Source organism: Bordetella bronchialis (genome assembly GCF_001676705.1).
GTDB lineage: Bacteria > Pseudomonadota > Gammaproteobacteria > Burkholderiales > Burkholderiaceae_B > Bordetella_C > Bordetella_C bronchialis.
On record NZ_CP016170.1, the window covers coordinates 2,070,007 to 2,093,026 of the forward strand.

Sequence of the window (23,020 nt, forward strand, 5' to 3'; positions counted from 1 at the left end):
ACAGCCTCCGTGTGTCTCCCTAGAAGAACTCTAAAAAGGTAATACACAAACATATGTGTGTTTATTAGACGTTATTGGAGAAGAGCCTTTATTTATGCGGGTCTACGTCGTCGAAGACCCTTTGACGAAATGCTGACAGTTCGACGAAATCACCTTACTGAATTCTTAAATCGTCAATTTCGTCGAACGTGGTTCGACGAGGAGAGCGGCAGTGGCAGTGAAGAACAATGGGCTTGATCCCGAGGCCGCCGAGCAGGTGGCGCTGATGCAATGGAGCCTGCGCAACCGCCAGCAGATCCCCGCGCTGGGCCTGCTGTTCCATGTGCCCAATGGTGGGCATCGGCATCCCACGCAAGGCGCGCTGATGAAGCTCCTGGGCGTGAAGCGTGGAGTGCCGGATCTCTGTCTTCCTGTTCCGGCTGCCGGCCACCATGGCCTCTGGATCGAGATGAAGCCGCTGGCTGGCGGGGTGGTGAGCGAGGATCAGAAGCGCTGGCACGCGAGCCTTATCGCCAACGGGTACCGCGTGGAGGTCTGCCGCGGCTTCCTGGCGGCCAAGGCGGCGATTCTGGTCTATCTGGGTATCCCAGAGCCTACCGAGTCCTTGGACCCCATGGCGGGCGCGTCATGACTTGGCAACGCCGCTGGGAGCTAGGCGATCCGGCGAAGGTGTATGAGCGGATTGAGGGCATGCGGTCCCGGCGCCAGGGACCGATCAAGCAAGACCCCTTCGGGGCACTTTGGAGAAAAGGGGTGATCGTGATGACAAGGGATGAAAGCGAACAGATCGAGGAATTGCTGTTGACCTGGTACTACTGGGCGCAAGCCCACCGCGAACAGCTGGGATACAGCCGGGTGTCGCCAGGGTTCCAGTATGCCGACAGCAGCGACGTCCATGATGACGAAGCCGACCGCGACGCGCGCTTGAACAGGTACGTGGCCGAACAGGTGGAAGCGTGCCTGGCGGCCCTGCCGGTGGATATGCGTGCGGCGGTGGGCCTACGTACGGCCAACCGCGTGGCTGGTGCGGAGGTCTACCGCAATCCACGCTGCTCCGCGGAAGAACAGCATCGCCGGTATCAGGAAGCGAAGCTGCAGCTGTTGCCGCTGTTGCGCCGGCGCGAGCTGGTCAAGATTGCTGCGTGAGGGTATTGCGCGGAGGCGAGGATTGCCCCATAATTCGCGCCAAGGCGGGTTCGCTCGCCCTTAAGAAACGTGAAGCCCCGAGCCATCGGCCGGGGCTTTTGCATTTTGCAGTCGACGATAGAGCTGGGCAGATATGTACGCTACTGATATTGCGTCGCTGTCAGTCGGTCTAGTGTCTGGCTGCTCACAACCGTACCGACTCAGGGCTCTTAGAAATCCCAGTCGAGTTGGTCGTTCAGCTTTCGGCAGCCTATTAATTCCAAGTTGTACTGTTGGGGATCTTGGTTGCGGTACACAAAAATGTAGAGCCGCACCTCAAACCCTTCGCGGTGCGCCGCGTGGAAGTGACCGCTGAAGTAGTAATCGCCTTCATCGTTTTTGCCGATGCCCTCACCATCTTCTTCGGTGAAATCGCTTGCGTCGAAAGTGTATTCAACCGGTTCTAAGATCGGTTTGCCTTTGCTGTCAAGGACTTGGTTTCCATCTTCATCGAGTTTGGGCGCGAGGTATTCGACGTCCAAATAGCCGGTTAGAGTGAAGTTCATGCGACTCCCTTGGTTGGATGGCCTATTGGCAGGTACGGTTGACGGACTATTGGGCCCGCAAGGATAGCACCGCGGCGATGGGGCCGAATCTATGCAGTTGCAGAGACGTAGGCATAAGCGAGGAGCTTTACCAGCATGTCATTGCGTACCATAAGCCCCAAGCTCATGACGATAGGCGGACGTCGAGCCGTCGCCCCCACACCCAGTGAACAGCGCATGGCAGGCCGCCAGCTGCAGGCCCGGCGCCTGCGGCTATGGCAGGCCAATCCCTACTGCGTCTGCTGCGGGCAGCTGGTGTCGCTGGATGGCCGGTCGGCTGCCGGCTTCGAGGTCGACCATGTGGTGCGCCTGGATCAGGGCGGGCCGGACACGGACGATAACTGCCAGGTGCTGTGTGCCTGGCGGGACGAGCAGGGCAGGAAGCAGGGCTGCCACGCGGCGAAGACGGCCAGCGAGCGGCGGCCAGGCGGGCCGGCCAGGCGGTGACGGACCCCAGGGGCATCGAAAGTCTGGGCGGGATCCGGTCTGGAAACCGCCCGTTCCCTCACGCAGACAAAATATCCTCTATTCAAACGGAATCAAATGGCAGGCAAACCAGGTCGAAGCGGTGGCGCCCGGCCGGGGGCGGGCCGTCCGAAGAAACCGCCGAATCTGAGCGATTCGCCAGCGCTGCTGACCAAGGATCCCAAGGCGTTCCTGGTGGCGGTGATGAACGACCCGGCGACAGAAATGAAGGTGCGCGCGGACGCGGCCAAGGCGCTCATGCCGTACGTCCACGGCAAGGTGGCCGACCAGGGCAAGAAGGCAGCGAAGGACGAGGCCGCCAAGAAGGCCTCCGGCCGTTTCGCGCCGCCGGCTCCGCCATCGCACCTGCGCGTCGTCGGCAAGTAATCGATGGAGTGGTCTACCGCCTGCCCGGACTGGGCGGAACGGCTTCGCGCGGGCCGGTCGATCATCCCGCCGCCAATCTTCCCGGACCAGGCGGACGCCGCGCTGGCGATCTTCAAGCAGTTGCGCGTGGTCGACCTGCCTGGCAAGCCGACATTCGGCGAATGCAGTGAAGAATGGGTGTTCGACTTCGTGCGCGCGATCTTCGGCGCCTACGATGCCGAGACGGGCAACCAGCTGATACGGGAATTCTTCCTGCTGATTAGCAAGAAGAACACCAAGTCCACCATCGCGGCCGGCATCATGCTGACCGCGGTGCTGCTCTGTTGGCGCGAGGAGGAAGAACATCTGATCTTGGCGCCGACAAAGGAAGTGGCGGACAACAGCTTCAAGCCGGCGGCCGGCATGGTGCGGGCCGATGAGGAACTGAGCGAGATCTTTCACGTCCAGGACCACTACCGGACGATCACGCACCGGGTGACCCGGGCCAGCCTTAAGGTTGTGGCGGCCGATACGGACACCGTCTCTGGCAAGAAGTCAGGCCGGATCCTGGTGGACGAGCACTGGGTGTTTGGCAAGCGGGCGAACGCTGCAGCGATGTTCATGGAGGCCACCGGCGGCCAGGTGTCGCGCAATGAGGGATGGGTGATCTACCTGTCCACGCAGAGCGACGACCCGCCGGCGGGCGTCTTCAAGGAGAAGCTGGACTACTACCGCGACGTCCGGGACGGCAAGATCCACGATCCCAAGTCCCTGGGCGTGCTGTACGAATTCCCGGAAGACATGGTGGCGTCCAAAGCCTACTTGGACCCGGAGAACTTTCACATCACCAATCCGAACCTGGGGCGGTCAGTCAGCCGGGAGTGGCTGGAAGACCAGTTGCGCAAGAACCAGGCGAAGCAGGACGGGTCGTTTCAGCAGTTCCTCGCCAAGCACTTGAACGTCGAGATCGGCCTGAACCTGCGTTCCGACCGGTGGGCCGGCGCCGATCACTGGGAAGCGCAGGGCGACCGGGCGCTGACGCTGGATGCGCTGCTGGAACGGTCCGAAGTGGTGACGATCGGCGTCGACGGCGGCGGCCTGGACGATCTGTTGGGGCTGGCGGTCGTCGGCCGTGAGCGGGAAACCGGCCGCTGGCTACATTGGGGCCGGGCGTGGGCGCATCCGTCGGTGCTGCAGCGTCGAATGGAAATCGCGCCGCGGCTGCGTGACTTCGAACGCGACGGCGACCTGGTTCTGGTGCATCAGATCGGCGAGGACGTCGACGAGTTGGGTGCGATCGCCGAGCGTATCGTCGAAACTGGCCTGTTGCCGGAGAAAAATGCGGTCGGCGCCGACCCCAGCGGGGTCAATTTCGAGGAAGCGCTGGCCTTGGCCGGCGTCACGGAATCGATGCTTGTAGGCGTCTCGCAAGGCTGGCGCCTGGGCGGTACGATCAAGACGGTGGAGCGCAAGCTCGCCGAGGGCACTTTTGACCACGGTGGCCGGCCGATGATGGCCTGGTGCGTGAGCAACGCCCGTATCGAGCCGCGTGCGAACTCTATCTTGATCACGAAACAAGCCAGCGGGACGGCCAAGATCGACCCGCTGATGGCACTTTTGAACGCGGCGCACTTGATGGCGCTGAATCCGGAGGCGGTCGGCAGCTCGGTATACGAGACGCGCGGTATCCGCTTCATCTAAGGGAACCAATGGGATTTTTTGACCGATTCCGGCGAGCAAGCGCGCCGGAGGCCGAGGTGCGCCCGTCGGTTCTGGCACAGCAGGCGGCCGGCCAATCCTTCAGGGGTCTGGACGATCCGGCGTTGCTGGAATACATCCGAAGCGGCGACTACGGGCGGCGCATGCACGAGCTGCGCAACATGGCGGCGCTCCGGTGTGTCTCCTTGATCTCGACGTCGATTGGCATGCTGCCGTTGAACCTGCTGCACAACGACGATAGCAAGGCACTGGCCAAGGAACACCCAGGATACCGCCTCCTGAAGCTGAAGCCGAACGGCTGGCAGACGCCATTCGAATTCAAGTCGCAAATGCAGCTGCATGCGCTGGCTGAGGGCAACGCCTATGCGCGGGTGATTTGGTCGGCGGGCAGGCCCATAGCGATGATCCCGCTGGAGCGTGGAACGGTTGTGCCGGCTCTGTCCTCCGCCTGGAAGATGCAGTACCAGTACACCCGACCGGATGGCGGCACGATCACGCTCGGTTCGCGCGATGTCTTTCATCTCCGGGATCTGTCCATGGATGGCGTGGAAGGCATCTCCCGGATGCGGCTGGCGCGGGATGCCATACAGCTGGCCCAGGATGCAGAGCGGGCCGCCGGCCGTGTGTTTCGCACCGGGAACATGGCTGGCGGCGCGGTCGAAGTCCCCAAGGCGCTTTCCGATCAGGCGTACAGCCGCATGCGCAACTCTCTGGACGAGGAGTACGCCGGCGCGGAGAACGCCCAACGCTGGATGTTGCTGGAAGAGGGAGCCAAGGCGAACAAGTTCACCACCACGGCGGCGGAAGCTCAGCACATCGAGAACCGAAATGCCCAGATCGAGGAGGTCGCCCGGGCGTTTGGCGTGCCGCGGCCGCTCCTGATGATGGACGACACCAGTTGGGGCTCCGGGATAGAGCAGCTCGGCATCTTTTTCGTGCAGTACGGCCTGCAGTATTGGTTCACCGCCTGGGAGCAGGCGGTCATGCGGGTCCTTTTGGACGAGAGCGAACTGGACAACCTAACAGCGAAGTTCAACGAGCGCGCGCTTCTGCGCGGCACCCTGAAAGACCAGGCCGATTTCTTCGCTAAGGCGCTTGGCGCCGGCGGGCAGGCGCCCTGGCATACCCAAAACGAAGTGCGCGAGCTGCAGGACTATCCGCGGTCCAACGACCCAGAGGCCGACAAGCTGCGCAATCCCATGACCCAGAAAGGACCGACCAATGAGCCTGCTGCAACTGCCCGAAATCAGGGCTGATTTCCGGCTTGGCGCGGCCGATTTCGACCTGCGGCCCGACGCGCTGGAGCGCTGGCAACCGCAAGTGCGCGCGGCGGCCGCCGACGATGACGCGACGATCTCCATCTACGACTCCATCGGAGAGGCGTGGGACGGCTCCGGCGTTACTGTCAAGCGTATCAGCGCTGCGCTGCGCGCAATGGGGGACCGCGACGTGACGGTGAACCTCAATTCCCCCGGCGGCAACTTCTTCGAGGGCGTCGCGATCTACAACGCCCTGCGCCAGCATAAGGCGAAGGTGACGGTGAAGGTCATGGGCCTGGCGGCGTCCGCGGCGTCGGTCATCGCCATGGCCGGCGACGAGATCCTGATGGGCGAGGGGTCGTTCCTCATGATCCATAACGCCTGGGCGGTCGCCATCGGCAACCGTCACGACCTGGCGGACGCCGCGGCGCGGCTGGCGCCCTTCGACGATGCCATGGCGAGCGTGTATGCAAGCCGCGCCGGCATCAAGAAGGCCGAGGCCGCGGCGCTGATGGACAAGGAAACCTGGATCGGCGCCGAACAGGCCGTGGAAGATGGCTTCGCGACCGGGCTGCTGGACGCCAGCGAGACGGCGCAGTCCGCCCAGGCCAGCAGCGAATACCGTCGCGCGATGGCAGCGATCGAGGCGTCCATGGCTCGCGCCGGCCATAGTCGCGCCTCGCGGCGCGACGCATTCAAGACCCTGTTTTCCGGCAAGCCGAGCGCTGCCGACCCCGGTATGCCAGGCGCTACCGGATCCGCCACGCCGGGCGCTGGCGAAGACGTTGCAGCCCTGCTGCGAAACACTCTCAACACCCTGCGAGGATAAGACCATGCAAAGCAAGACCCTGATGGCCGCGATAGCGGCCTTTTTCATGCCTGCGACCGGATTCGTTCCGCGCGGCATCATGTCCGTCCGTGCCGAAGGGCCGGGCGACGTCAAAGCGCTCATCGAGGATCTGAACAAGGCCTTCGCCGACTTCAAGGCCGAGCACGGCAAGCAGCTGGAAGAAGTCAAGAAGGGCACCCACGACGCGCTGCAGGCGCTGAAGGTCGAAAACATCAATGCCGATATCGCTCGCCTGCAGGCCGCAGTCGACGAGGCCAACACCAAGATCGCCGCGGCGGAAATGGGCGCCGGCGACGGCCGCCGGGTGAAGGACCGCGAGTACTCCGAGGCCTTCATGGCGCACTTCAAAAAGGGCGATGTGCAGGCCGCCCTGAACAAAGGCGCCAACGACCAGGGCGGCTATCTGGCGCCGGTCGAATGGGACCGTACGATCACCGACAAGCTGGTCGAAGTGTCGCCGATGCGTCAATTGGCCCAGGTTCAGCCCGTCACGGGCGCCGGCTTCAGCAAGCTCTTCAATATGGGCGGCACGGCCTCAGGTTGGGTGGGTGAAACGACCGCGCGGCCCAACACCAACACGGGAACCTTCGCCTCCCTGGGCTTCGGCTGGGGCGAAATCTACGCCAACCCGGCCGCCACCCAGCAGATCCTGGACGATGCCGCGATCGACCTCGAAGCCTGGCTGGCTGGCGAGGTCCAGACGGAGTTCTCCAAGCAGGAAGGTGGCGCCTTCGTCGCCGGCGACGGTACGAACAAGCCGTTTGGCATCCTGACCTATGTGACAGGCGGTGCCAACGAAGCCAAGCACCCGTTCGGAGCGATCACCACGGTCAACTCCGGGGCCGCGGCGGCGATCACGTCCGACAGCATCATCGACATCATCTATGACCTGCCGTCGGCCTTCACCGGCAATGCCCGTTTCGCGATGAACCGCAAGACGCAAGGCGCCGCGCGAAAACTGAAGGACGGCCAGGGTAACTACCTGTGGCAGCCGTCCTTCGTCGCCGGGCAGCCCGCCACGCTGGCGGGATTTCCGGTGACCGAAGTTCCCGACATGCCGGACGTCGCCGCGAACGCCGTGCCGATCCTCTTCGGCGATTTCAAGCGCACGTACCTGATCCTGGACCGTATCGGCGTACGCGTGCTGCGCGACCCGTACACCAACAAGCCCTATGTGTCGTTCTACACCACGAAGCGTGTGGGCGGTGGCGTGCAGAACCCCGAACCGATGCGGGCGATGGTGGTTACCGACGGCGCGTAAGTCGCGGCGCTGATCGCTTTCTGGCAGTGGCAATTCGGGGCGGCCAGGGGTCGCCCCATCTGTTTTGGAGTTGTAATGGCGAAATTCACGAAGGCATTCCGAGGCGTCAAGAAGGGCGAAATCTATCCGACGCAGTTCAAGGTGGGCGACGATTGTCCGCCGGAGCTCGAGTCTGCGGCCAAGTCCCTGGGAGCAGTCGGCAAGGCCGGCAGCAAGCCGGACGACAAGCCGGCCAGCACCGGCGGCGAGAACCAGGCCTGATCGTGGCTCTGTTGACCGCGGAGCAGTGTCGCGCGCAGTGCCGCGTGACCGGCGACTATGACGACGCGGAATTGGCCGACAAGCTTGCGTCCGCCGAGAACGCGGTGTCCGCACACTTGAACCGGAATGTCTATGTCGATCAGGAAGCGCTTGACGCGGCCGTGAATGATCTTGCGGACGCCGCCGGCCAGGCGCAAGAGGCCTATGACCAAGCCGTGGCAGCCGCGGCGGGATTGTCGAGCGATGCGGCGCGGGAGATGGCGCTTCAGGTGGCTGAGAAACGATTGGCAGACTTCCGTCTCAACGCTCAACGCACCCTCAACGGCATAGTGGCCAACGGGAGCATCCTCGCCGCCGTTCGGTTGACGCTGGGCCACCTGTACGCGAACCGAGAATCGGTCGCGACGGGTGTTACGGTCGCCGAACTGCCGCTCGGTGTCGCGGACCTGCTGCGCCCATACCGGCTGGTGATGATGCCATGAGGGCAGGCGAACTCAACCGCCGGATCGCCATCCAGCGGCGAGGCAGCGGCACGGACGAGACGGGCCAGCCATTGGATGAATGGGTGGACGCAGGCACGATGTGGGCGAACATCGCCAACGAGACCGGGATGGGTGCCATCCGTTCGAGTCTGGAAGGTGGCGTGCCGACAAACATTGCCCGGTACAGCTTCAAAGTCAGGTTTGCAGAGGCCAGGGCGCTTGCCGTTGACGCCGGCATGCGGGTGTCGCATGACGGCCAGTTCTTCGACATCAAGGGCCTGACCCAGGATCTGAAGGACCGGGAGGCCGCGTACATCCTTTGCGAACAAGGCGGCAACGATGGCTGACGGCACCAAAGCAACGTTCGACGTGTCCGGCTGGACCGCGGCCCTGGACAAGCTAGTCGGGCCGGCGCGCGAGAGCTTGGCGCGGTCGATGGCGGTCGCCGGCGGCCAGGTGCTGCGCGACGAGGCGAAGACGCTGGCACCGGTTCAGTCTGGCGGCCTGAGGGACGCAATCTATCTTGCCTATCAGGACGCCGATTCCACTCCGGCCGAAGTGAGATATGCGGTGTCCTGGAACGCCACGAAGGCGCCGCATGGCCACTTGCTGGAGTTCGGGCACTGGCAGACACGCGCCGCATACCAGGGAAGCGACGGGAAGTGGTATTCCGGAGCGCTGTTGCCGAATCCGAAATGGGTTCCGGCGCATCCTTTCCTGCGCCCGGCCTACGAGGCGGCGAAGGACCTCGCGCGGCAAGCCATGATTGAACGCGGTAAGCATCGCCTGCCGGAGCTACTGGCGGGTCAGGGAGGCGACGATGAGCTTTGAAGGCGATTTGCGCGCGCTCCTTGCCCCGTTGGTGGCTGGCCGCGTGTACCCGGACGTCTCACCCGATGTGCCGACCTATCCGCTCATCATCTACCAGCAGGTCGGCGGCTCCGCCGGTTGGTATGTCGAGAAGGCACTCCCGGGCCAGGAAAATTCTCGGGTACAGGTCTATGTATGGGACAAAAGCCGCGCTAACGCATCATTAATAGCACGGCAGGTGGAGGCCGCTATCTGTGTGAGCCCTTTCGCAGCGCAGCCGTACGGCGCATTCGTCGCTCTGTACGAAGAGGATCTCAAGTTGTACGGAACCCGCCAGGACTTTGGTATCTGGCACCCTCGATAACTGCCCAGTTTCAACCGCCCGGCGCCGCCGGGTTTTTTTATGAGGACTTGCCATGAGTTCGATTTTCATCAACGGCACGAAATATTCCGTGTCGACCGGCCTGGCGGCGGCCGTTGCGGTGACCGCCATCACCAACGCGAATCCCGCGGTGGCCAGTGCCGCGACGCCCCCGGCCGACGGTTCTATCCTGATCGTCAATTCTGGCTGGAGCGAGCTGGACGAAACGGTGGCGCGTTCGGCCAACGCCGATGCCGACTCCTTCGAGCTGGAAGGTGTCGACACGACCAGTGCCACGCGATTCCCGGCCGGGCAGGGCGCTGGATCGGTGCGTGCCGTGGATACCTGGGTGCCGCTGGACCAGGTCCGCGATGTGCAGGTTGCGGGCGGCGAGCAACAGTACTTCCAGTACCAGTACGTGGAGGACCGCAGCAGCCGCCAGCGTCAGAAGCCGACGTTCAAGAATGCGATCACGCTGACGTTCCAGCTCGACTATGACCCGGCCAAGGCGTGGTACCAGGCACTGATCGAGGCCGACGCGGCGCGCGACCCGGTGGTGGTGCGAGGAATTCTCCCCAACGGTGCTGTGCTGCTGTACTACGCCTACCCTTCGTTCAACAAGGTTCCGACCGGCACCGTCAACGAGAACCTGCAGAACACGGCGACGTTCTCCTTGCTGGCCGATCCCATCCGCTACGAGGCCGCGGAATGACGTTCCAGGTGAAAGCCAACCCGACGATCGATGCGACGATCACGATCGTCGGCCAAGGACGTGAGCAGAAGCTCACCGTCACCTTCCGGCACAAGACCCGATCGGAGTACACCACCATCATCCAAAAGGTGATCGAAGCGTCAGGCCAAGACGCGGATATCGCCGTCCAGATCCTGGAAAGCTGGGACGCGGACGTGCCGCTGGATGTGGCGGGTCTGAAGCTGCTGGAAGAGCACCAGCCGGGCGCCGTGCGCGCGATTCTGGAGGCGTACGGCGAAGCTCTTTCGGTGGGCCGCCGAAAAAACTGAAGGAGGCGGTGGCGGCGTTCTATTGGACGCCCCCCGCCGAGAACGCGTTGGCGGCCTCAGGACTGCGGAAGGAAGACTTCCCCGCTCCTGTTGCCGCGCTGTGGCCGGAGCTGGCCGAGCCGTTTGCACTCTTCGTCCGGAACCACACCCAGTGGCGCGTTGGGCCGGGTGGGGTGGTGGGTCTGGATTACCTGGTTTTCTTCCGGGAACTGGACCGCCTCCCGCAGCATGACCAGGACGAAACAATGGACGTGATCCGCCTCATCGAGCGGTTTGCGCTGGAACAGATCTACAAGAGCTGACATGGCAGACGATACGCTAGGCACTGCGAAGCTTTCGATTGTGGTCGACACGTCGAACTTCGATGCGGCCATCAATCAGGCCAAGCGTAGTGTCAGTGGCATGTCGCAGGCTGCGCAGGATGCCTACAACAAGCTGTCGGCCGCCCAGAAACGGCAGGTCGATGGCCTGATCCGGCAGGCAAATCTGCTTGGCAAAACGCGCCAGGAACAGATCCTCTACAACGCGGCGCTCAAGGGCGTTCCGACGTCCATCCTGGACGAGCTCAAGACGAAGTTTTCGGCGGCGGGCTCTGCCGCGGCTGCGGCGGGCAAGGAGCTTAATCAGTACGGCATCACGGCTGGCCAGCAAGCGGCGGCGCTACGTGGTGTCCCGGCTCAGCTGACCGATATCATTGTCGGCCTGCAGGGCGGACAGTCGCCGCTGACGGTCGCGCTGCAGCAGGGCGGACAGCTGCGCGATATGTTCGGCGGCTTGGTGCCCGCCGCCAAGGCGTTGGGAAGCGCCTTTCTGGGGCTGGTCAATCCGTTGACCCTTACCGCCGGCGGTGTGGCTGCGCTTGCCCTGGCCTACAGCCAGGGTGCCGGCGAGAGCCAGAAATTCAACCAGGCCCTGATTCTGACGGGGAACGTTAGCGGCCAGACCGCCGGCGAACTGTCCGACCTGGCGCGGAGCATCAGCGAAACAGGCGTGACGCAGGCGAGCGCGGCGCGCGTGCTGACCCAGGTGGTGTCCAGCGGGAAAATCGCCACCGATTCATACCGGGAAGTGGCCCAGGCGGCTCTGGACCTGGAGTCGATCACCGGGACGGCCGCGGACAAGACGCTGGCGGTGTTCGAGCGGCTGGCGGACGAACCGACCAAGGCATCGGCGGCGCTGAACGAGCAGTATCACTACCTGACGGCTTCGATCTACGAGCAGATCGCGGCGCTGGAGCGGCAGGGGGACAAGGACGAGGCTGCGGCGCTCGCGCAGCGCACCTACGCCAACGCTGTCATCCAGCGCGCCCAGGAAGTGAAGGCGAACATGGGCACGCTGGAACGGGCCTGGGATAGCCTCGCCGGCGCCGCCAAGGGCGCCTGGGACGCGATGCTGAATATCGGCCGGCCGACGCCGGTGGCGGATCTTCGCGCCCAAGCCAAGGCGATTCAGGACCAAATCGCCCAGCTTCAGGGCGGCGACGGCTTCGCGACGAATGCTGGCGGCGCTGCCTTCGGTGGTGGAGGAAATGCGCGGGCGCAGGCGCTAAAGCGCCTTCAGACGCAGTTGGCGCCGATCCTGCAACAGATTGCCGACGATGAGAAAAAGTCGGCGGACGCCCGTGCGGCGGCCGAGGCCCAGGCCGCGAACGACGCCAAGATATCGGCGCAGAGCTGGGTCGACGATCTGCGGAAGAGCTCGCGCAGCCGCGCGCAGATTCGAGACGAGGAAGTTGCGCAGGTCCGGAAGAATGCGGCGATTCTGGGGCTCTCCGTCCAAGAAACCCAACGGCTGATCGACCAGGTCAACGCGAAGTACAAGGATCCCGCAGCCAAGGCATTCACCGACGACGCGGCGACAAAGATGCTGGCGAGCCTGCGCGAGCAGGCCGCGGCGATGCAAGACCAGCTGGAGTCCAGCACCAAGCTGACGGCCCAACAACAGGCCCTGGCCAAGTTCGAGCAGCAGATAGCCGACTTGAAAAACAAGGCGGTCCTCACGGCCGACCAGAAAAGCCTGCTGGCCAACGAAGATGCCATTCGGACCCAGCTCCAGGCCAATGTCGCCTTGGGGGACCAGGTCAAACTGAAGCAGGAGTCGTTGCAGCTGGACGAGCGCGCGCGGCAGCTCTTGCTGTCGATTCAGTCCGCCCAGACCAGCCAGGGAGACCAGTACGCGAGGCAGCTGGCGGGTGCCGGGCGGGGGAGCCAGGAGCAGGAGCGTATCCGCTCCGCCCAAACGCTGGTGCGCCAGTACCAGCGATACCAGGACCAACTGACCAAGGCGACGCCAAAGGATCTCCTTGGTTCCGACCAGTACCGGCAGGCCAGCCAGGAAATCTCCGACCAGTTGGACCTCGCGCTGGCGGACCAGCAGGACTACTACCGGCAGTTGGACCAGCTGCAATCGGATTGGAAGACAGGCGCCTCGTCGGCGCTTGAAGACTACGCCGACAGCATCAGGAACGTTGCCGCATCCACGTCGCAAGCATTCTCGGACGGATTCAAAGGCGCCGAGGACGCGATAGTGAAGTTCGCCCAGACGGGCAAGCTGAGCGTCAGCGACATGGCGAACAGCATCATCGCGGATCTGATTCGGATATCGGTGCGCAGCAGCATCACCGGTCCGCTGGCGCAGTACCTTGGCCAGGCCATCGGCGGATATTTTGCCGGAGGCTCGAGTGCCGGCATTGGGGCGGCGACGGCAACGGACGTGGGCAACGCCGGCGGCGGCCTTATGTTTCTGGACAGTGGCGGATACACCGGCCCCGGCGGCAAGTACGACCTGGCCGGTTTCGTTCACCGCGGCGAAGTGGTTTGGAGCCAGGAGGATGTCGCGCGCGCCGGCGGCGTCGGTGCGGTCGAGGCAATGCGGCAGGGGTTTCGCGGTTATGCGGATGGCGGTCCGGTCGGTCGTGCGGCCGTGCCGCTGACCTCAATGCAGGGTAGTCGTCAGGCCGCGGCACCGCAGATCGAGGTCAACGTCATCAATCAGTCCGGCCAGCCGGTCCAGGCCTCACAGGGTAATACCCGGATCGACGGGGACCGGATAGTCACCGAGGTCTTCTTGAAGGATGTTCGGACCAACGGCCCCATGACGAAGCAGATCAAGAATTTGGTCGGCAAAAGGTAAAAGGCATGGCAATTCCCGAGTTTCCATCCTACGCGCGCATCATCACAGATGGATTTACCGAAAAGCGAGATTTCGGTGTCATCCGTTCGGAGATGGACGGCTTGGCCAAGCAGCGACCACGTTGGTCAAAACCAATCGTGACGCGGGCCGTGAGCATCCTGGTGCAGAGCCGGGAAGATAAAGCAGCGTTCGACGCGTTTGTGTCGGACGACCTCGGCGGCGGCTCCGCATGGTTCACCTTCAAAGATCCCGTCGATGGCGTGAGCAAGCAGGGCCGATTCGTCGCCGGCTCTCAGCAGTGGTCAGTCCAGGGTGAAAGCTGGGTGCAACAGGGCCAGATAGAGAGCATCGGATGAGCCGCGCGATATCGACCAACGGCCGGCGCCAGCTCCTGGCTACCAGCGCCGACGAAAACCTGCTGGTTTGCCTGGAAATAATTCATCCCGACCTGGCGGAGCCTATCAGAGTCGTGCGGGACACGCAGGATCTGCTGGCCCGCGGCAATACGTACACGGCCTGTCCGTTCGATATCACGTTGCCAGACGACATTGAAGGCCAGATTCCACAGGCGACAATCCAGGTCGATAACGTCGGCCGAGAACTGACGGAATGGCTGGAGTTTAGTCGTGGCGGACAGGGGGCGCGGTGCCGGTTGATCCTCGTCTATCGGTCTGACCCGGACGTGTTCGAGTACGACCTGACGATGGACATGACGGGTTTGAAGATCGACAACCAGAAGGTTTCCGGAAACCTGGGTTTCGTGAATACGCTGTCCCAAGTGGCGGTGGTGAAGACCTTCACGCCCCAAACCGCACCAGGACTGTGGTAGAGCATGGTAAAAGGGCGGTTTTGGGAGGGTGTATGCGAGCAATCATGATTGCGCTTGTCGCACTTTTCGTCAGCGGGTGCGCGAGTCAGCATCCGCAGTTAACGCGCGAAGAGTTTCTGAAGGCCAGCCAACGTCAGTATCAGGGGAAATCGCCCGATGATATTTTTGCTGCCGCAGAAAGGTTGTTTCGGCTCGATGACGGCAATGACTTCGCCTTCACCTATTCGCAAGACGGCATGACGGCGCAACGGCGCTGGTCGTTCTATTTCGTGCTGGCCGCGGGGTTTGGCACCGACACTTGGAATATCAAGACCGTACAGGATGGCGCGACCACCAAGGTGTCAGTAGAGGTTTCTACGACTTCTAGCCAGGCTCTCGGACCTACGATGGTCGGAAATATCGGCGGAACCGCGATCTACGACGTTTTTTGGTCGCGCATGGACTACTTGCTAGGTAAGTCGGACCATTGGATGACATGCGAGGAAAGCAATCGAAGAATCAAGGATGGTGTCGTTTGGGGGCCGAATGATCCGTTATGCGACAGCGTGACCGTTAACGACGATGTTCCGGACGAGCTACGCGGAGTCCTTGTGAAGCAGCGTCCGAATCGACCTAACCCGAATCCTACCTAGCGAAGTATTCGAGACGATTCCGCCACCTTCGGGTGGCTTTTTTATGCCCAGAAAAATGCATTGGTCTGATCGATACGTGGGGTTGCCCTACATCGCTGGCGCTGGCGACTGCGCGGCACTGGCCGCCAAGGTCGCACGCGATGTTCTCGGCATCGATTGCGGCCTTCCGGCGTCCCATGCGACTGGCGTGCGTGAGCAGTCAGCTCAGGTCATGGCGAACAAGGACGCACTGGCGGTTCGTATCGATGCCCCAATTGACGCTCAGCCAGCTCTGTTTCTTGCGAGGGGTCGGCTTGCCCACATAGGCGTCGTGTGCATCATCGGCGGCGAGGTGTGGGTTTTGCATGCCGACCAATCTGCCGGTGCAGTTGTCAGAGAAAGGCTTTCGAGAATGACCGAATTCCGATACATCCTTGAGGGATTCTACAAATGGCTGTAGCTCAACTGCCAGCAGTCGTGTCGTGGCCGCATGCCTTAACCGGGGTCGGGAGGGAATGCTCGTTTGAGATGTTTCTGCCTGGGGAGACGCTAGGACGCTATGTTGATCGGTTGGGGTTGACGGTGGCTCGCGGCCGTGTGCTCGCGCTGCACAATGGCCGATTGATTCCCTCGGACCTTTGGCGCGGACTCATTCCCAAGCCGGGCGACCAAATTATTCTCCGCTCTTGGCCGGAAGGCGGGGGCGGGGGGAATAAGGTTCTGCGCACAGTTGCGCTGGTTGTTGTTGCGGTCGTGGCGGCCTACACGGGCGGCGCGGCCGCGACTGCGTATAGTGGCCTGGCTGGATCCACAGCCGCAGGTGCGTCAGCGGTTGGCGCTGCCGTATCAGCAGCGGTCGTGATTGGTGGAAGTATTCTTGTCAACGCCCTGATCCCGCTCCCCAAGCCCAACACCGCCAGCACGGCGACGAGCGGCACGGACAACGCGCCGAGCTACCAGATCCAGGCCGCTCGCAACACTTCGCGTCCATTCGAGCCCATGCTGCTTGTCATGGGCGGGCCGATCAAGGTCGTCCCTGACGTTGGAAGCAATCCGTCCACGCAGTACATCGGCGACGATCAGTACCTATCGCAGATATTCCACTTCGGCCTCCAGCCGGATATGTCGATCACGAATCTGAAGATAGGCGATACGCCGATTGAGAATTTCCAGGGCGTCCAGATTCAGCGATCGGGCTGGGATGGGATCGTTACGCTGGCCCCGGATAACGTCGATACCATCCAGGGATTCGACCTTAACCAGTACGATGGATGGAATACACGGACGACGCCGCCAAACACCAATCACTTCGAGATCGAGTTCTCGGCCATCCTGTTCAGCTTGGATACGCTCACGGGAGAATTCAATCCGCGTGAGGTCGTTGTACAGGTCGAGTATCGGGCAGTCGGGTCGTCTACCTGGATCCCGTTCGGAAACTTCACCGATCCGGTGTACGCCACGCACTTCTGGGCCTATGGTGTCTACCAGTCGCTCAGTGATGGGGAAAGTGCCACGTCTGGCACGCAGTGGGTGCAGATATCCTATGGATCGCTGAATCCCAACGACCATGTCAACGGCGAGCAACACGTCGAATGCCAGACATGGGGCGGTGGCGATGCGGGCGATAACTATTCCTGCCAGACCTACGAATGGCGCTGGCTGCCGCACCCCATTCAACTCGGGCTCCCTTGGCAAGGCATCGCACCTGATCCGCTACTGGGCTATCAGACCACGGAGGGGATCCGACTATCCAACAATTCGAACAAGCCGCTAAGGTCTACTTGGACTGGGGATCTTCCGCCTGGGCAGTACGAGATCCGGGTTCAGAAGGTAACCCCTGACATCAATACCAACACGGACTCTAACCAGATCGCGGTCACGCAGATCCGTGCCTTCCAGTACACGCCGACGGACTACAGCAACCAGGCGCGGATAGCGGTCCGGATTCGTGCAACCTCGCAGCTTAACGGTCCGATCGATGAGCTGTCCGCCACCTGCTATCCGGCATGCAACGTCTGGAATGGCTCTGCCTGGGTGTACGCGGCGAATGCCAATCCGGCCTATTGGTTCCTTTGGTTCGCGCTTGGGAAGCGAGATGCCAGCGGCAACAAGCTCTATGGCGCCTGCATTCCCGAGGAGCAGATCGACGTAGAGAGCATCAAGGCGTGGGGCGCATGGTGTACGGCCAAGGGCTGGACGTTTCGGTATGTCCTGGCGCAGAAGATGAGCGCCCACGATGTGCTGACGATGATTGCACGAGCGGGACAGGCTTCATACACCTGGCAGTCAGGAAAACTCGGCGTTGTCTGGGACCAGGCCGACCTACCGGTCGTTGCCATGATCGGTCCCTTCAATATCAAGGCGGGTACGTTCGAGGTCAGCTACGTCGACGCGACGGTCGATGAGATTGTCGGCAACTTCGCCAATAAGGATCGGGATTGGCAGGCCGATCAAGTTCGAGTCCGTGTTCCTGGCGCCCCTTTGCTGAATAACCCGCAGACGTTCGATCTGGAAGGGATTGACGACGCGGCGGTGGCCGGGCGAGCGGTGAACCTTCTGGCCGCAAGCCAGAATTTCCACCGACGGCGGGTCACCTGGGAGATGGACATCGAGGGCTACATCGCGACTCGGGGCGATGTGGTGCAGGTTTCTCATGACCTTACAGTCTGGGGCTATTCCGGCAGGCTGACCGGCGGCACGCGGACGCAGATTTTTCTCGACCGCAAGGTGCCGATATCAGAGGCGGCCGGCGCGTACCTCTGTCTGCGGGCTCCGGATGGTCGGATGATCTACACGACGGTCTCATGGTTCGACGGCGATACGGACGTGCTGAATCTGTACGGCGGGATCCCGGACGATTTCCCGATGCCCAGTGATATGCCCGACGTCATTCCCATGGACTGGGCATGGCAGATGGACCCGATCCAGACGCCGGGGCGACGCCTGAAGATCGTTTCTGTGACGCCCACCAATGATGATGGGGTGCGTTTCGAGGCGGTGGACGACAATCCCGACTACTACAAGTCGGAGACCAACCCGTTCGGCTACACACCGCCGCGTGATGGCGCGCTTCTGCGTGGAATCATCCTGGCATTGGCGTATGAGGAAAGCATCCTCAGTGTCTCGTCTGATTCGATCCAGGTCCGTCTAGATTGGGTAATCAGCTCTGCTGGTAGGGCGCGCGTTGACTACCGTATCAACGGTGTGGCCGCTCCGTCTGTTACTACCACGGACCGGTATTTCACGTTCCAGGCACATACGGGGGATGTGGTCACGGCCACGATAACGCCAATCGGATCAACTGGATCCGGCGTGGCAAAGTCTGGCACCTGGACGGTGGCTGGACTCGCCGCGCCGTTGCCAGCGGTGACCGGTCTAACCAATGTCTTCCGCGACGGTCTGACGTGGTTGGCATGGTCGCGCGTCGATGACGTTCGGGTTCCCTCCTACGAGATTCGGCTTGGACCCACGTGGACGAATGCGAGGACCATCGCAGTCACGGATGGCGTGGAAGCGCTGGCGGTTGGAAACGGGCTCTACTGGGTCGCTGCGAAATTCACGTTGTCCAACGGAACGATCATCTACGGTGTTCCGGACAGCATTCTGATCGCCGGCGCAACACTCGTACGCAATGTGCTCGTGACGCAGGACGAGGCGCCAGATTGGACGGGAACCGTCTCTGACGGTGCCTATGTCTATGACGGGAAGCTGACGCTTGCTCCGCAAGGTGACATTCTCAGCCTGGAAGACGTGTTCGCCGAGCAGGACGTGCTGTGGTACGGCGGACCGGCCGCAAGCGGTGTGTACACCAATGCCGAAGCGGACCAGATCGATATTGGGTATGTCGCACCGGTCAGGGTGGACTTCAACCTGGCGGTTGAGGCGCGGAACGTCACGGCCGACATCCTAGTCGTACCGGATATCTTCGCCGTGGCTGACGTGCTGAATGGCTCGGATCTGCTCAAGGTGACAGTCACCCCGCAGATCCGGACGGCGGTTGTTGAAGGTGATTGGTCCGACTGGCGCGACTACGTTCCAGGCCTGATCAACGCCCGCTACTTCGACGTGCGGCTTCTTATCGCCACATCGGATCCGCTGATCATTCCGTTTGTGAGTCAGTTCCAGTGGACGATTGACGTTCCAGATCTCCTGCAACGGGCCGAGGGTGTGACGATTCCCGTTGGAGGTGTGCGCGTCACGTACGCGAAAACGTTCCATGCCATTCCCAACGTCCAGGTATCTATTCTGGATGCCGTCAACGGCGACCGCTTCGTCCTGACCAATTCCGATGAAGAAGGATTCAACATCACCATCATGAACGGCTCCACGTCCGTGGAGCGTGACGTTAACTGGATCTCCCAGGGGTTCTAAACATGCAAGAAAGATCGCAGATTCAAACGACGCCGCCGCTGTCCGGCCCGGACCTGGTGGCACAGGTCAACGATGCGTTGGGTACGATTGCCACCGATTTTGCAGGGGACGATGATCCTGCCGGTATCTCGGACGCCTACATGACCTGGGCGGATACGGCCAACTCGCTTCTGAAGCGACGAAACGCGGCCAACACGGCATGGGTGACGATTGGCCTGCTGTTCGGCAGATCCGCGGCGCTTTTCGATTCGGGAAGCATTCCTACGACCAATGTCGGCGATATCCTCGTCTCGGGTGTCGGACACATGACATGGGATGCGGGCACGTCAGCGTACGTCCTCCTGTCGGCAACTGAAAGCCGGGCCGGCGTGGCAGAAGTCGCGACGCAGACCGAAACGGATGCCGGCTCCGACGACGCGCGAATGGTGACGCCGAAGAAATTGCGGTGGGGCGTCTCTTACTCCCTGGCTGCGAACGGTTATGTGGCCCTTCCATCCTGGCTCGGTGGGCTAGTCTTTCAATGGGGTTCGACCGGAACAGCGGCGAATGGCGGCTTCAACCGAGTCACGTTCCCGCTTGCTTTCCCGAATGCGATTTATGGCGTCATCGTCTCGCCCATCACAAGCGGAACGAACACGTCGAATTACTCAGTGGGGGCGGTGTCGCTGACGCTGACTACATTCGACATGACCAACAACTCAGCCACCTCCGGCGGCCTCACTGGCCGGTACTGGGCCTTCGGACGATAGGTGAACCATGATCTACTACGCAAAATCTACTGGCGGGTTCTACGACAGCGCCGTCCACGGATCGGCCATTCCCCCCGACGCGGTACAGATTACGGCGGCCGAACGTGATCGCGCGCTGGAGGCCCAGGCCACCGGCAAGACGATCTCCGGCGTGGATTCGAACGGCAACATGGTGTTGAGCGATCCTCCAGCGCCGACGCTGGACGAACTGAAGTTGGCAAAGGCATCCGACATGACTGCCGCCTGCTTGGAAGCCATTGACAGCGGCTTCGACTATGACGGATACCGGTTCGACTCGGACTTGGTCAGCCGCACCAACATCATCGGCACGGCGACTGGCGTACAGGCGGGTATTGCCTTGCCGCAAGGGTTCACCTGGCGCACATCGGACAACCAGAACATCCCGATGGATGGCGATGGCGTGATTGCCTTGGGAGCCGCGCTGCTCCAGCACGTCAATCAACAGTACGCCACGTCGTGGCAGCTGAAGGCCGAGATCGAGGCCGCGACAACGCCGGAAGAGGTGGCGGCCATAAGTTGGCCGACCACGCCCTGACAACCCGCTACGGCGGGTTTTTTTACGTCCATACGGGAGGCAGCAATGCACCCATTCAGGAGCCAGCAATTGAATAGCGAGATCGCAATGGAAAGCCTCAAAGAAGGCATCAAGGCTGCGCCGCCCGTAGCCGTCACCGCCGCGGTGTCTACGGGTTGGTGGTCTGATCCGAATCACTGGCTTATTGCAGCGTCGCTGGGGTATATCGCGTTGCAGACGGCCTACCTGATCTGGAAGTGGCGCCGCCAGGCGCGCGACGGCATCGTGGAGGAGTCGTGATCCCGGCCAGCCTGAAACGCGCGCTCCAGGCCGCGGCGGCCAGTGGCGCGCTGGCCGTCGCCGGCGTCCTGATCTCCCACTTCGAAGGCCGCGAGAACGTCCCGTATCTCGATCCTGTCGGCGTCTGGACCGTCTGCGAGGGCCACGCCGGGCCGGACGTGGTCCCAGGCCGCCGGTACTCGGACGCCGAGTGCGACGAGCTGAAGCGGCAAGACATCGCGCAGGCTGCCGCGGCCGTGCGCCGCCTGGTGAAGGTGCCGCTGACCGATTGGCAGCGCGCGGCCCTCATCGATTTCACATTCAACCTGGGCGCCGGCCGCCTGGCCAGCTCGACCCTCCTGAAGAAGCTCAACGCGGGCGACTACGCGGGCGCGTGCGCCGAGTACGACGCCTGGGTGAAGGGAAGGGTCAACGGCCAGCTGAAAACGCTCCCAGGCCTCCAGAATCGCCGCGACGCGGACCAGTGGGTCTGCGAGCAGAGTTCCCCCAACCCACCTCAATAGGTGCAGCATGACCGACAAAACGCAAGATACCGCGGCCGCCGCCGCTTCCCCCGCCGCCGCGCCGGCCGGCAATCCCGACGCCGGGCCGGCCGCCGTCGGGGCCACCGTCGCGGACGTGAAAACCGACGTTGCCGCGGCCGCCGCGCGCCGGCCCTGGACCGTCGTGGCCTGGTCCCTGGCCGCCGGCGCGGTGCTGGGCCTGATCGTCGGCGCCATGTTCTTTTGACCCATGCGCGGCTATCTCATCGCCGCGGCCGCCGGCCTGCTGCTGGCGCTGGCCCTTGTGGTTGGCGTGAAGTGGTACGGCCGGCACGAATACGCCGCCGGGCAGGCCCAGGCGCAGCTGGAAGCCCAGGCGGCCGCTGCCAAGCTTTCGGAGCAGTACCGCGCCCAGGAGCAGGCGACTCAGCAACAAGCGGAGGAAAACTATGCGAAGTACCGCGGCCAGGTCCTGGCCACTCAGAAGCGCGCCGCTGATCTTGATGCTGCTGCTGGCCGGCTGCGCGCACAGCTTGCCAGCCTCCAGTCCCGTCGCGCCGCCGCACATTCCGCAGCCAGCGCCGGAGCTGATGCAGCCGCCGGCCCTGACGTCATCGGCGTTATTGCAGCGTGCGCAGGACGATATGACGAAGTGGTCCGATATGCTGCAAGCCTCGCCGACCAAGTGACGGGACTGCAGGGGTATGTCCGCGCAGCCCTCGGCGCGCGGTAGCCTACCGTCGCCGCGGCTTGTGCTTGGCCATACCGATCTCCCTGGCGCGGATCTCCCAGCGCTGTGGCGGCCCGACGAAGGTATCAGCCCAGGAGCATGCCAGGACGCGCGGCGGCTGGAGATAGCGCCTCTCCGCGGCCCGCTTGCGCTTCACGGCCGGCTCCGCGTCGGTCGCCGCGAGCAGTTTGCTGAACGCCGTCAGCTGCTCCGCCGCAAGGTCGGCCTGGACGAGGCTGGTCAGGAATTGCGCGAGCTCGTATACCAGTCCGTGCAATCGATCGATCTCCCACAGCAGCCGCCGCGCCTCTGGCGTGGGATTGCGCTGATAGAGCTCGCGGAGCTCAGCGTCGGTCAGGGGAGGGTAGCGGGACATGGCCGTAAACTACTGGACGGCCATCCAGTATATGGCCGACTTAGGATTCCGGCGAGTCCGGCGTCAGGTCGAGCACGTGGTGCCAAACCTGAGTTCGATGGTGGCGCATCAGCGTTAGGGAGTAAGCCATGGTCTTGCACAGTTGCTCTGCTTCGACCGTGCTCATTCCCCGCTCGCGCAAGCTTTGCGTCAGCACCAGTTGCCGTTGATAGATGCGGCGCCCTGCCGCGAGATGTTCGTCGGCAAGCTGCAACGCGGCCCGCTCTCGTTCCAACGGGGTCATGGCCGCTCCCTTCCGCTAAGCGGAATAAATACTATGCA

The 23,020-nt window shown here is 62.7% G+C and carries 31 protein-coding genes; 28 read left to right on the forward strand and 3 right to left on the reverse strand.

Annotated features, from left to right (window positions below; all coding sequences use genetic code 11):
• Window positions 1-211: 211 nt before the first annotated feature.
• Window positions 212-631, forward strand: a complete 420-nt coding sequence (locus tag BAU06_RS09260) for a VRR-NUC domain-containing protein (RefSeq protein ID WP_082993589.1) — start codon at window positions 212-214, stop codon at window positions 629-631.
• A gap of 131 nt (window positions 632-762) precedes the next feature.
• Window positions 763-1,146, forward strand: coding sequence for a hypothetical protein (locus BAU06_RS09265; protein WP_156770194.1), 384 nt, complete (start codon window positions 763-765; stop codon window positions 1,144-1,146).
• 209 nt (window positions 1,147-1,355) lie between these two features.
• On the opposite strand, the gene BAU06_RS09270 is transcribed toward BAU06_RS09265, so the two are convergent.
• Window positions 1,356-1,691 (reverse strand): hypothetical protein, encoded by a 336-nt coding sequence (locus tag BAU06_RS09270; RefSeq protein WP_066347538.1) that lies wholly within the window; start codon window positions 1,689-1,691, stop codon window positions 1,356-1,358.
• Window positions 1,692-1,826: 135 nt separating this feature from the next.
• On the opposite strand from BAU06_RS09270, the gene BAU06_RS09275 reads away from it, so the two are divergent.
• The 26 genes from BAU06_RS09275 (at window position 1,827) to BAU06_RS09400 (ending at window position 22,326) form a co-directional block, all read left to right on the forward strand.
• A complete protein-coding gene (locus BAU06_RS09275) occupies window positions 1,827-2,177 on the forward strand; it encodes an HNH endonuclease signature motif containing protein (RefSeq protein ID WP_066347548.1) in 351 nt (116 codons plus the stop codon).
• Between the two features lie 96 nt (window positions 2,178-2,273).
• Window positions 2,274-2,582, forward strand: coding sequence for a hypothetical protein (locus BAU06_RS09280; protein WP_066347553.1), 309 nt, complete (start codon window positions 2,274-2,276; stop codon window positions 2,580-2,582).
• Window positions 2,583-2,585: 3 nt separating this feature from the next.
• On the forward strand, window positions 2,586-4,262 hold the full coding sequence (locus tag BAU06_RS09285; protein ID WP_066347555.1) for a terminase large subunit: 1,677 nt from the start codon (window positions 2,586-2,588) through the stop codon (window positions 4,260-4,262).
• Between the two features lie 8 nt (window positions 4,263-4,270).
• Window positions 4,271-5,536, forward strand: a complete 1,266-nt coding sequence (locus BAU06_RS09290; protein WP_066347558.1) for a phage portal protein — start codon at window positions 4,271-4,273, stop codon at window positions 5,534-5,536.
• Entirely contained in the window at window positions 5,502-6,368 is an 867-nt protein-coding gene (locus BAU06_RS09295) for a head maturation protease, ClpP-related (protein ID WP_066347562.1), read from the forward strand. Before BAU06_RS09290 ends, BAU06_RS09295 begins: the two co-directional genes overlap by 35 nt.
• A gap of 4 nt (window positions 6,369-6,372) precedes the next feature.
• Window positions 6,373-7,650: a phage major capsid protein gene (locus tag BAU06_RS09300; RefSeq protein ID WP_066347565.1), complete on the forward strand. Its 1,278-nt coding sequence runs from the start codon at window positions 6,373-6,375 to the stop codon at window positions 7,648-7,650.
• Window positions 7,651-7,725: 75 nt separating this feature from the next.
• On the forward strand, window positions 7,726-7,911 hold the full coding sequence (locus tag BAU06_RS09305; RefSeq protein ID WP_066347570.1) for a hypothetical protein: 186 nt from the start codon (window positions 7,726-7,728) through the stop codon (window positions 7,909-7,911).
• Window positions 7,912-7,913: 2 nt separating this feature from the next.
• Window positions 7,914-8,393 carry a head-tail connector protein gene (locus BAU06_RS09310; protein ID WP_066347573.1) on the forward strand — a complete coding sequence of 160 codons (480 nt, stop codon included), beginning with the start codon at window positions 7,914-7,916 and terminating at the stop codon, window positions 8,391-8,393.
• Window positions 8,390-8,740, forward strand: a complete 351-nt coding sequence (locus BAU06_RS09315; protein WP_066347575.1) for a phage head closure protein — start codon at window positions 8,390-8,392, stop codon at window positions 8,738-8,740. Before BAU06_RS09310 ends, BAU06_RS09315 begins: the two co-directional genes overlap by 4 nt.
• Complete coding sequence (locus BAU06_RS09320; RefSeq protein WP_066347578.1) at window positions 8,733-9,224, forward strand: HK97-gp10 family putative phage morphogenesis protein; 492 nt, start codon at window positions 8,733-8,735, stop codon at window positions 9,222-9,224. The genes BAU06_RS09315 and BAU06_RS09320 overlap by 8 nt, the downstream gene beginning before the upstream one ends.
• A complete protein-coding gene (locus tag BAU06_RS09325) occupies window positions 9,214-9,567 on the forward strand; it encodes a DUF3168 domain-containing protein (protein WP_066347581.1) in 354 nt (117 codons plus the stop codon). The genes BAU06_RS09320 and BAU06_RS09325 overlap by 11 nt, the downstream gene beginning before the upstream one ends.
• A gap of 52 nt (window positions 9,568-9,619) precedes the next feature.
• On the forward strand, window positions 9,620-10,276 hold the full coding sequence (locus BAU06_RS09330) for a phage tail protein (protein ID WP_066347584.1): 657 nt from the start codon (window positions 9,620-9,622) through the stop codon (window positions 10,274-10,276).
• Window positions 10,273-10,584 carry a phage tail assembly chaperone gene (locus tag BAU06_RS09335; protein ID WP_066347587.1) on the forward strand — a complete coding sequence of 104 codons (312 nt, stop codon included), beginning with the start codon at window positions 10,273-10,275 and terminating at the stop codon, window positions 10,582-10,584. Before BAU06_RS09330 ends, BAU06_RS09335 begins: the two co-directional genes overlap by 4 nt.
• A gap of 8 nt (window positions 10,585-10,592) precedes the next feature.
• The gene (locus BAU06_RS09340) at window positions 10,593-10,886 is read left to right on the forward strand and encodes a DUF1799 domain-containing protein (RefSeq protein ID WP_066347590.1); all 294 of its coding nucleotides are present in this window, start codon (window positions 10,593-10,595) and stop codon (window positions 10,884-10,886) included.
• A 1-nt stretch (window position 10,887) separates the two neighbouring features.
• Window positions 10,888-13,716 (forward strand): phage tail tape measure protein, encoded by a 2,829-nt coding sequence (locus BAU06_RS09345; RefSeq protein WP_066347593.1) that lies wholly within the window; start codon window positions 10,888-10,890, stop codon window positions 13,714-13,716.
• A 5-nt stretch (window positions 13,717-13,721) separates the two neighbouring features.
• Window positions 13,722-14,072, forward strand: a complete 351-nt coding sequence (locus BAU06_RS09350) for a hypothetical protein (protein WP_066347596.1) — start codon at window positions 13,722-13,724, stop codon at window positions 14,070-14,072.
• Complete coding sequence (locus BAU06_RS09355; RefSeq protein ID WP_066347603.1) at window positions 14,069-14,545, forward strand: DUF1833 family protein; 477 nt, start codon at window positions 14,069-14,071, stop codon at window positions 14,543-14,545. Before BAU06_RS09350 ends, BAU06_RS09355 begins: the two co-directional genes overlap by 4 nt.
• 32 nt (window positions 14,546-14,577) lie before the next feature.
• Complete coding sequence (locus BAU06_RS26860; protein WP_066347606.1) at window positions 14,578-15,177, forward strand: hypothetical protein; 600 nt, start codon at window positions 14,578-14,580, stop codon at window positions 15,175-15,177.
• A gap of 43 nt (window positions 15,178-15,220) precedes the next feature.
• A complete protein-coding gene (locus BAU06_RS09365) occupies window positions 15,221-15,616 on the forward strand; it encodes a hypothetical protein (protein WP_231934026.1) in 396 nt (131 codons plus the stop codon).
• Window positions 15,607-19,527 carry a host specificity factor TipJ family phage tail protein gene (locus tag BAU06_RS09370; protein ID WP_231934027.1) on the forward strand — a complete coding sequence of 1,307 codons (3,921 nt, stop codon included), beginning with the start codon at window positions 15,607-15,609 and terminating at the stop codon, window positions 19,525-19,527. The genes BAU06_RS09365 and BAU06_RS09370 overlap by 10 nt, the downstream gene beginning before the upstream one ends.
• A 2-nt stretch (window positions 19,528-19,529) precedes the next feature.
• The gene (locus tag BAU06_RS09375) at window positions 19,530-20,276 is read left to right on the forward strand and encodes a gp53-like domain-containing protein (RefSeq protein ID WP_066347608.1); all 747 of its coding nucleotides are present in this window, start codon (window positions 19,530-19,532) and stop codon (window positions 20,274-20,276) included.
• 7 nt (window positions 20,277-20,283) lie between these two features.
• Entirely contained in the window at window positions 20,284-20,832 is a 549-nt protein-coding gene (locus tag BAU06_RS09380) for a DUF4376 domain-containing protein (protein ID WP_066347610.1), read from the forward strand.
• A gap of 69 nt (window positions 20,833-20,901) precedes the next feature.
• Complete coding sequence (locus BAU06_RS09385; protein ID WP_197509474.1) at window positions 20,902-21,111, forward strand: hypothetical protein; 210 nt, start codon at window positions 20,902-20,904, stop codon at window positions 21,109-21,111.
• Window positions 21,108-21,614, forward strand: a complete 507-nt coding sequence (locus BAU06_RS09390) for a lysozyme (protein WP_066347622.1) — start codon at window positions 21,108-21,110, stop codon at window positions 21,612-21,614. Before BAU06_RS09385 ends, BAU06_RS09390 begins: the two co-directional genes overlap by 4 nt.
• A gap of 7 nt (window positions 21,615-21,621) precedes the next feature.
• Window positions 21,622-21,840 (forward strand): hypothetical protein, encoded by a 219-nt coding sequence (locus BAU06_RS09395; protein ID WP_066347625.1) that lies wholly within the window; start codon window positions 21,622-21,624, stop codon window positions 21,838-21,840.
• Window positions 21,841-21,843: 3 nt separating this feature from the next.
• Window positions 21,844-22,326, forward strand: coding sequence for a hypothetical protein (locus tag BAU06_RS09400; RefSeq protein WP_066347628.1), 483 nt, complete (start codon window positions 21,844-21,846; stop codon window positions 22,324-22,326).
• Between the two features lies 1 nt (window position 22,327).
• On the opposite strand, the gene BAU06_RS09405 is transcribed toward BAU06_RS09400, so the two are convergent.
• Both BAU06_RS09405 and BAU06_RS09410 read right to left on the reverse strand, forming a co-directional pair.
• On the reverse strand, window positions 22,328-22,699 hold the full coding sequence (locus tag BAU06_RS09405) for a hypothetical protein (protein ID WP_066347630.1): 372 nt from the start codon (window positions 22,697-22,699) through the stop codon (window positions 22,328-22,330).
• Window positions 22,700-22,739: 40 nt separating this feature from the next.
• On the reverse strand, window positions 22,740-22,982 hold the full coding sequence (locus BAU06_RS09410; protein ID WP_066347633.1) for a hypothetical protein: 243 nt from the start codon (window positions 22,980-22,982) through the stop codon (window positions 22,740-22,742).
• Between the last annotated feature and the right edge of the window lie 38 nt (window positions 22,983-23,020).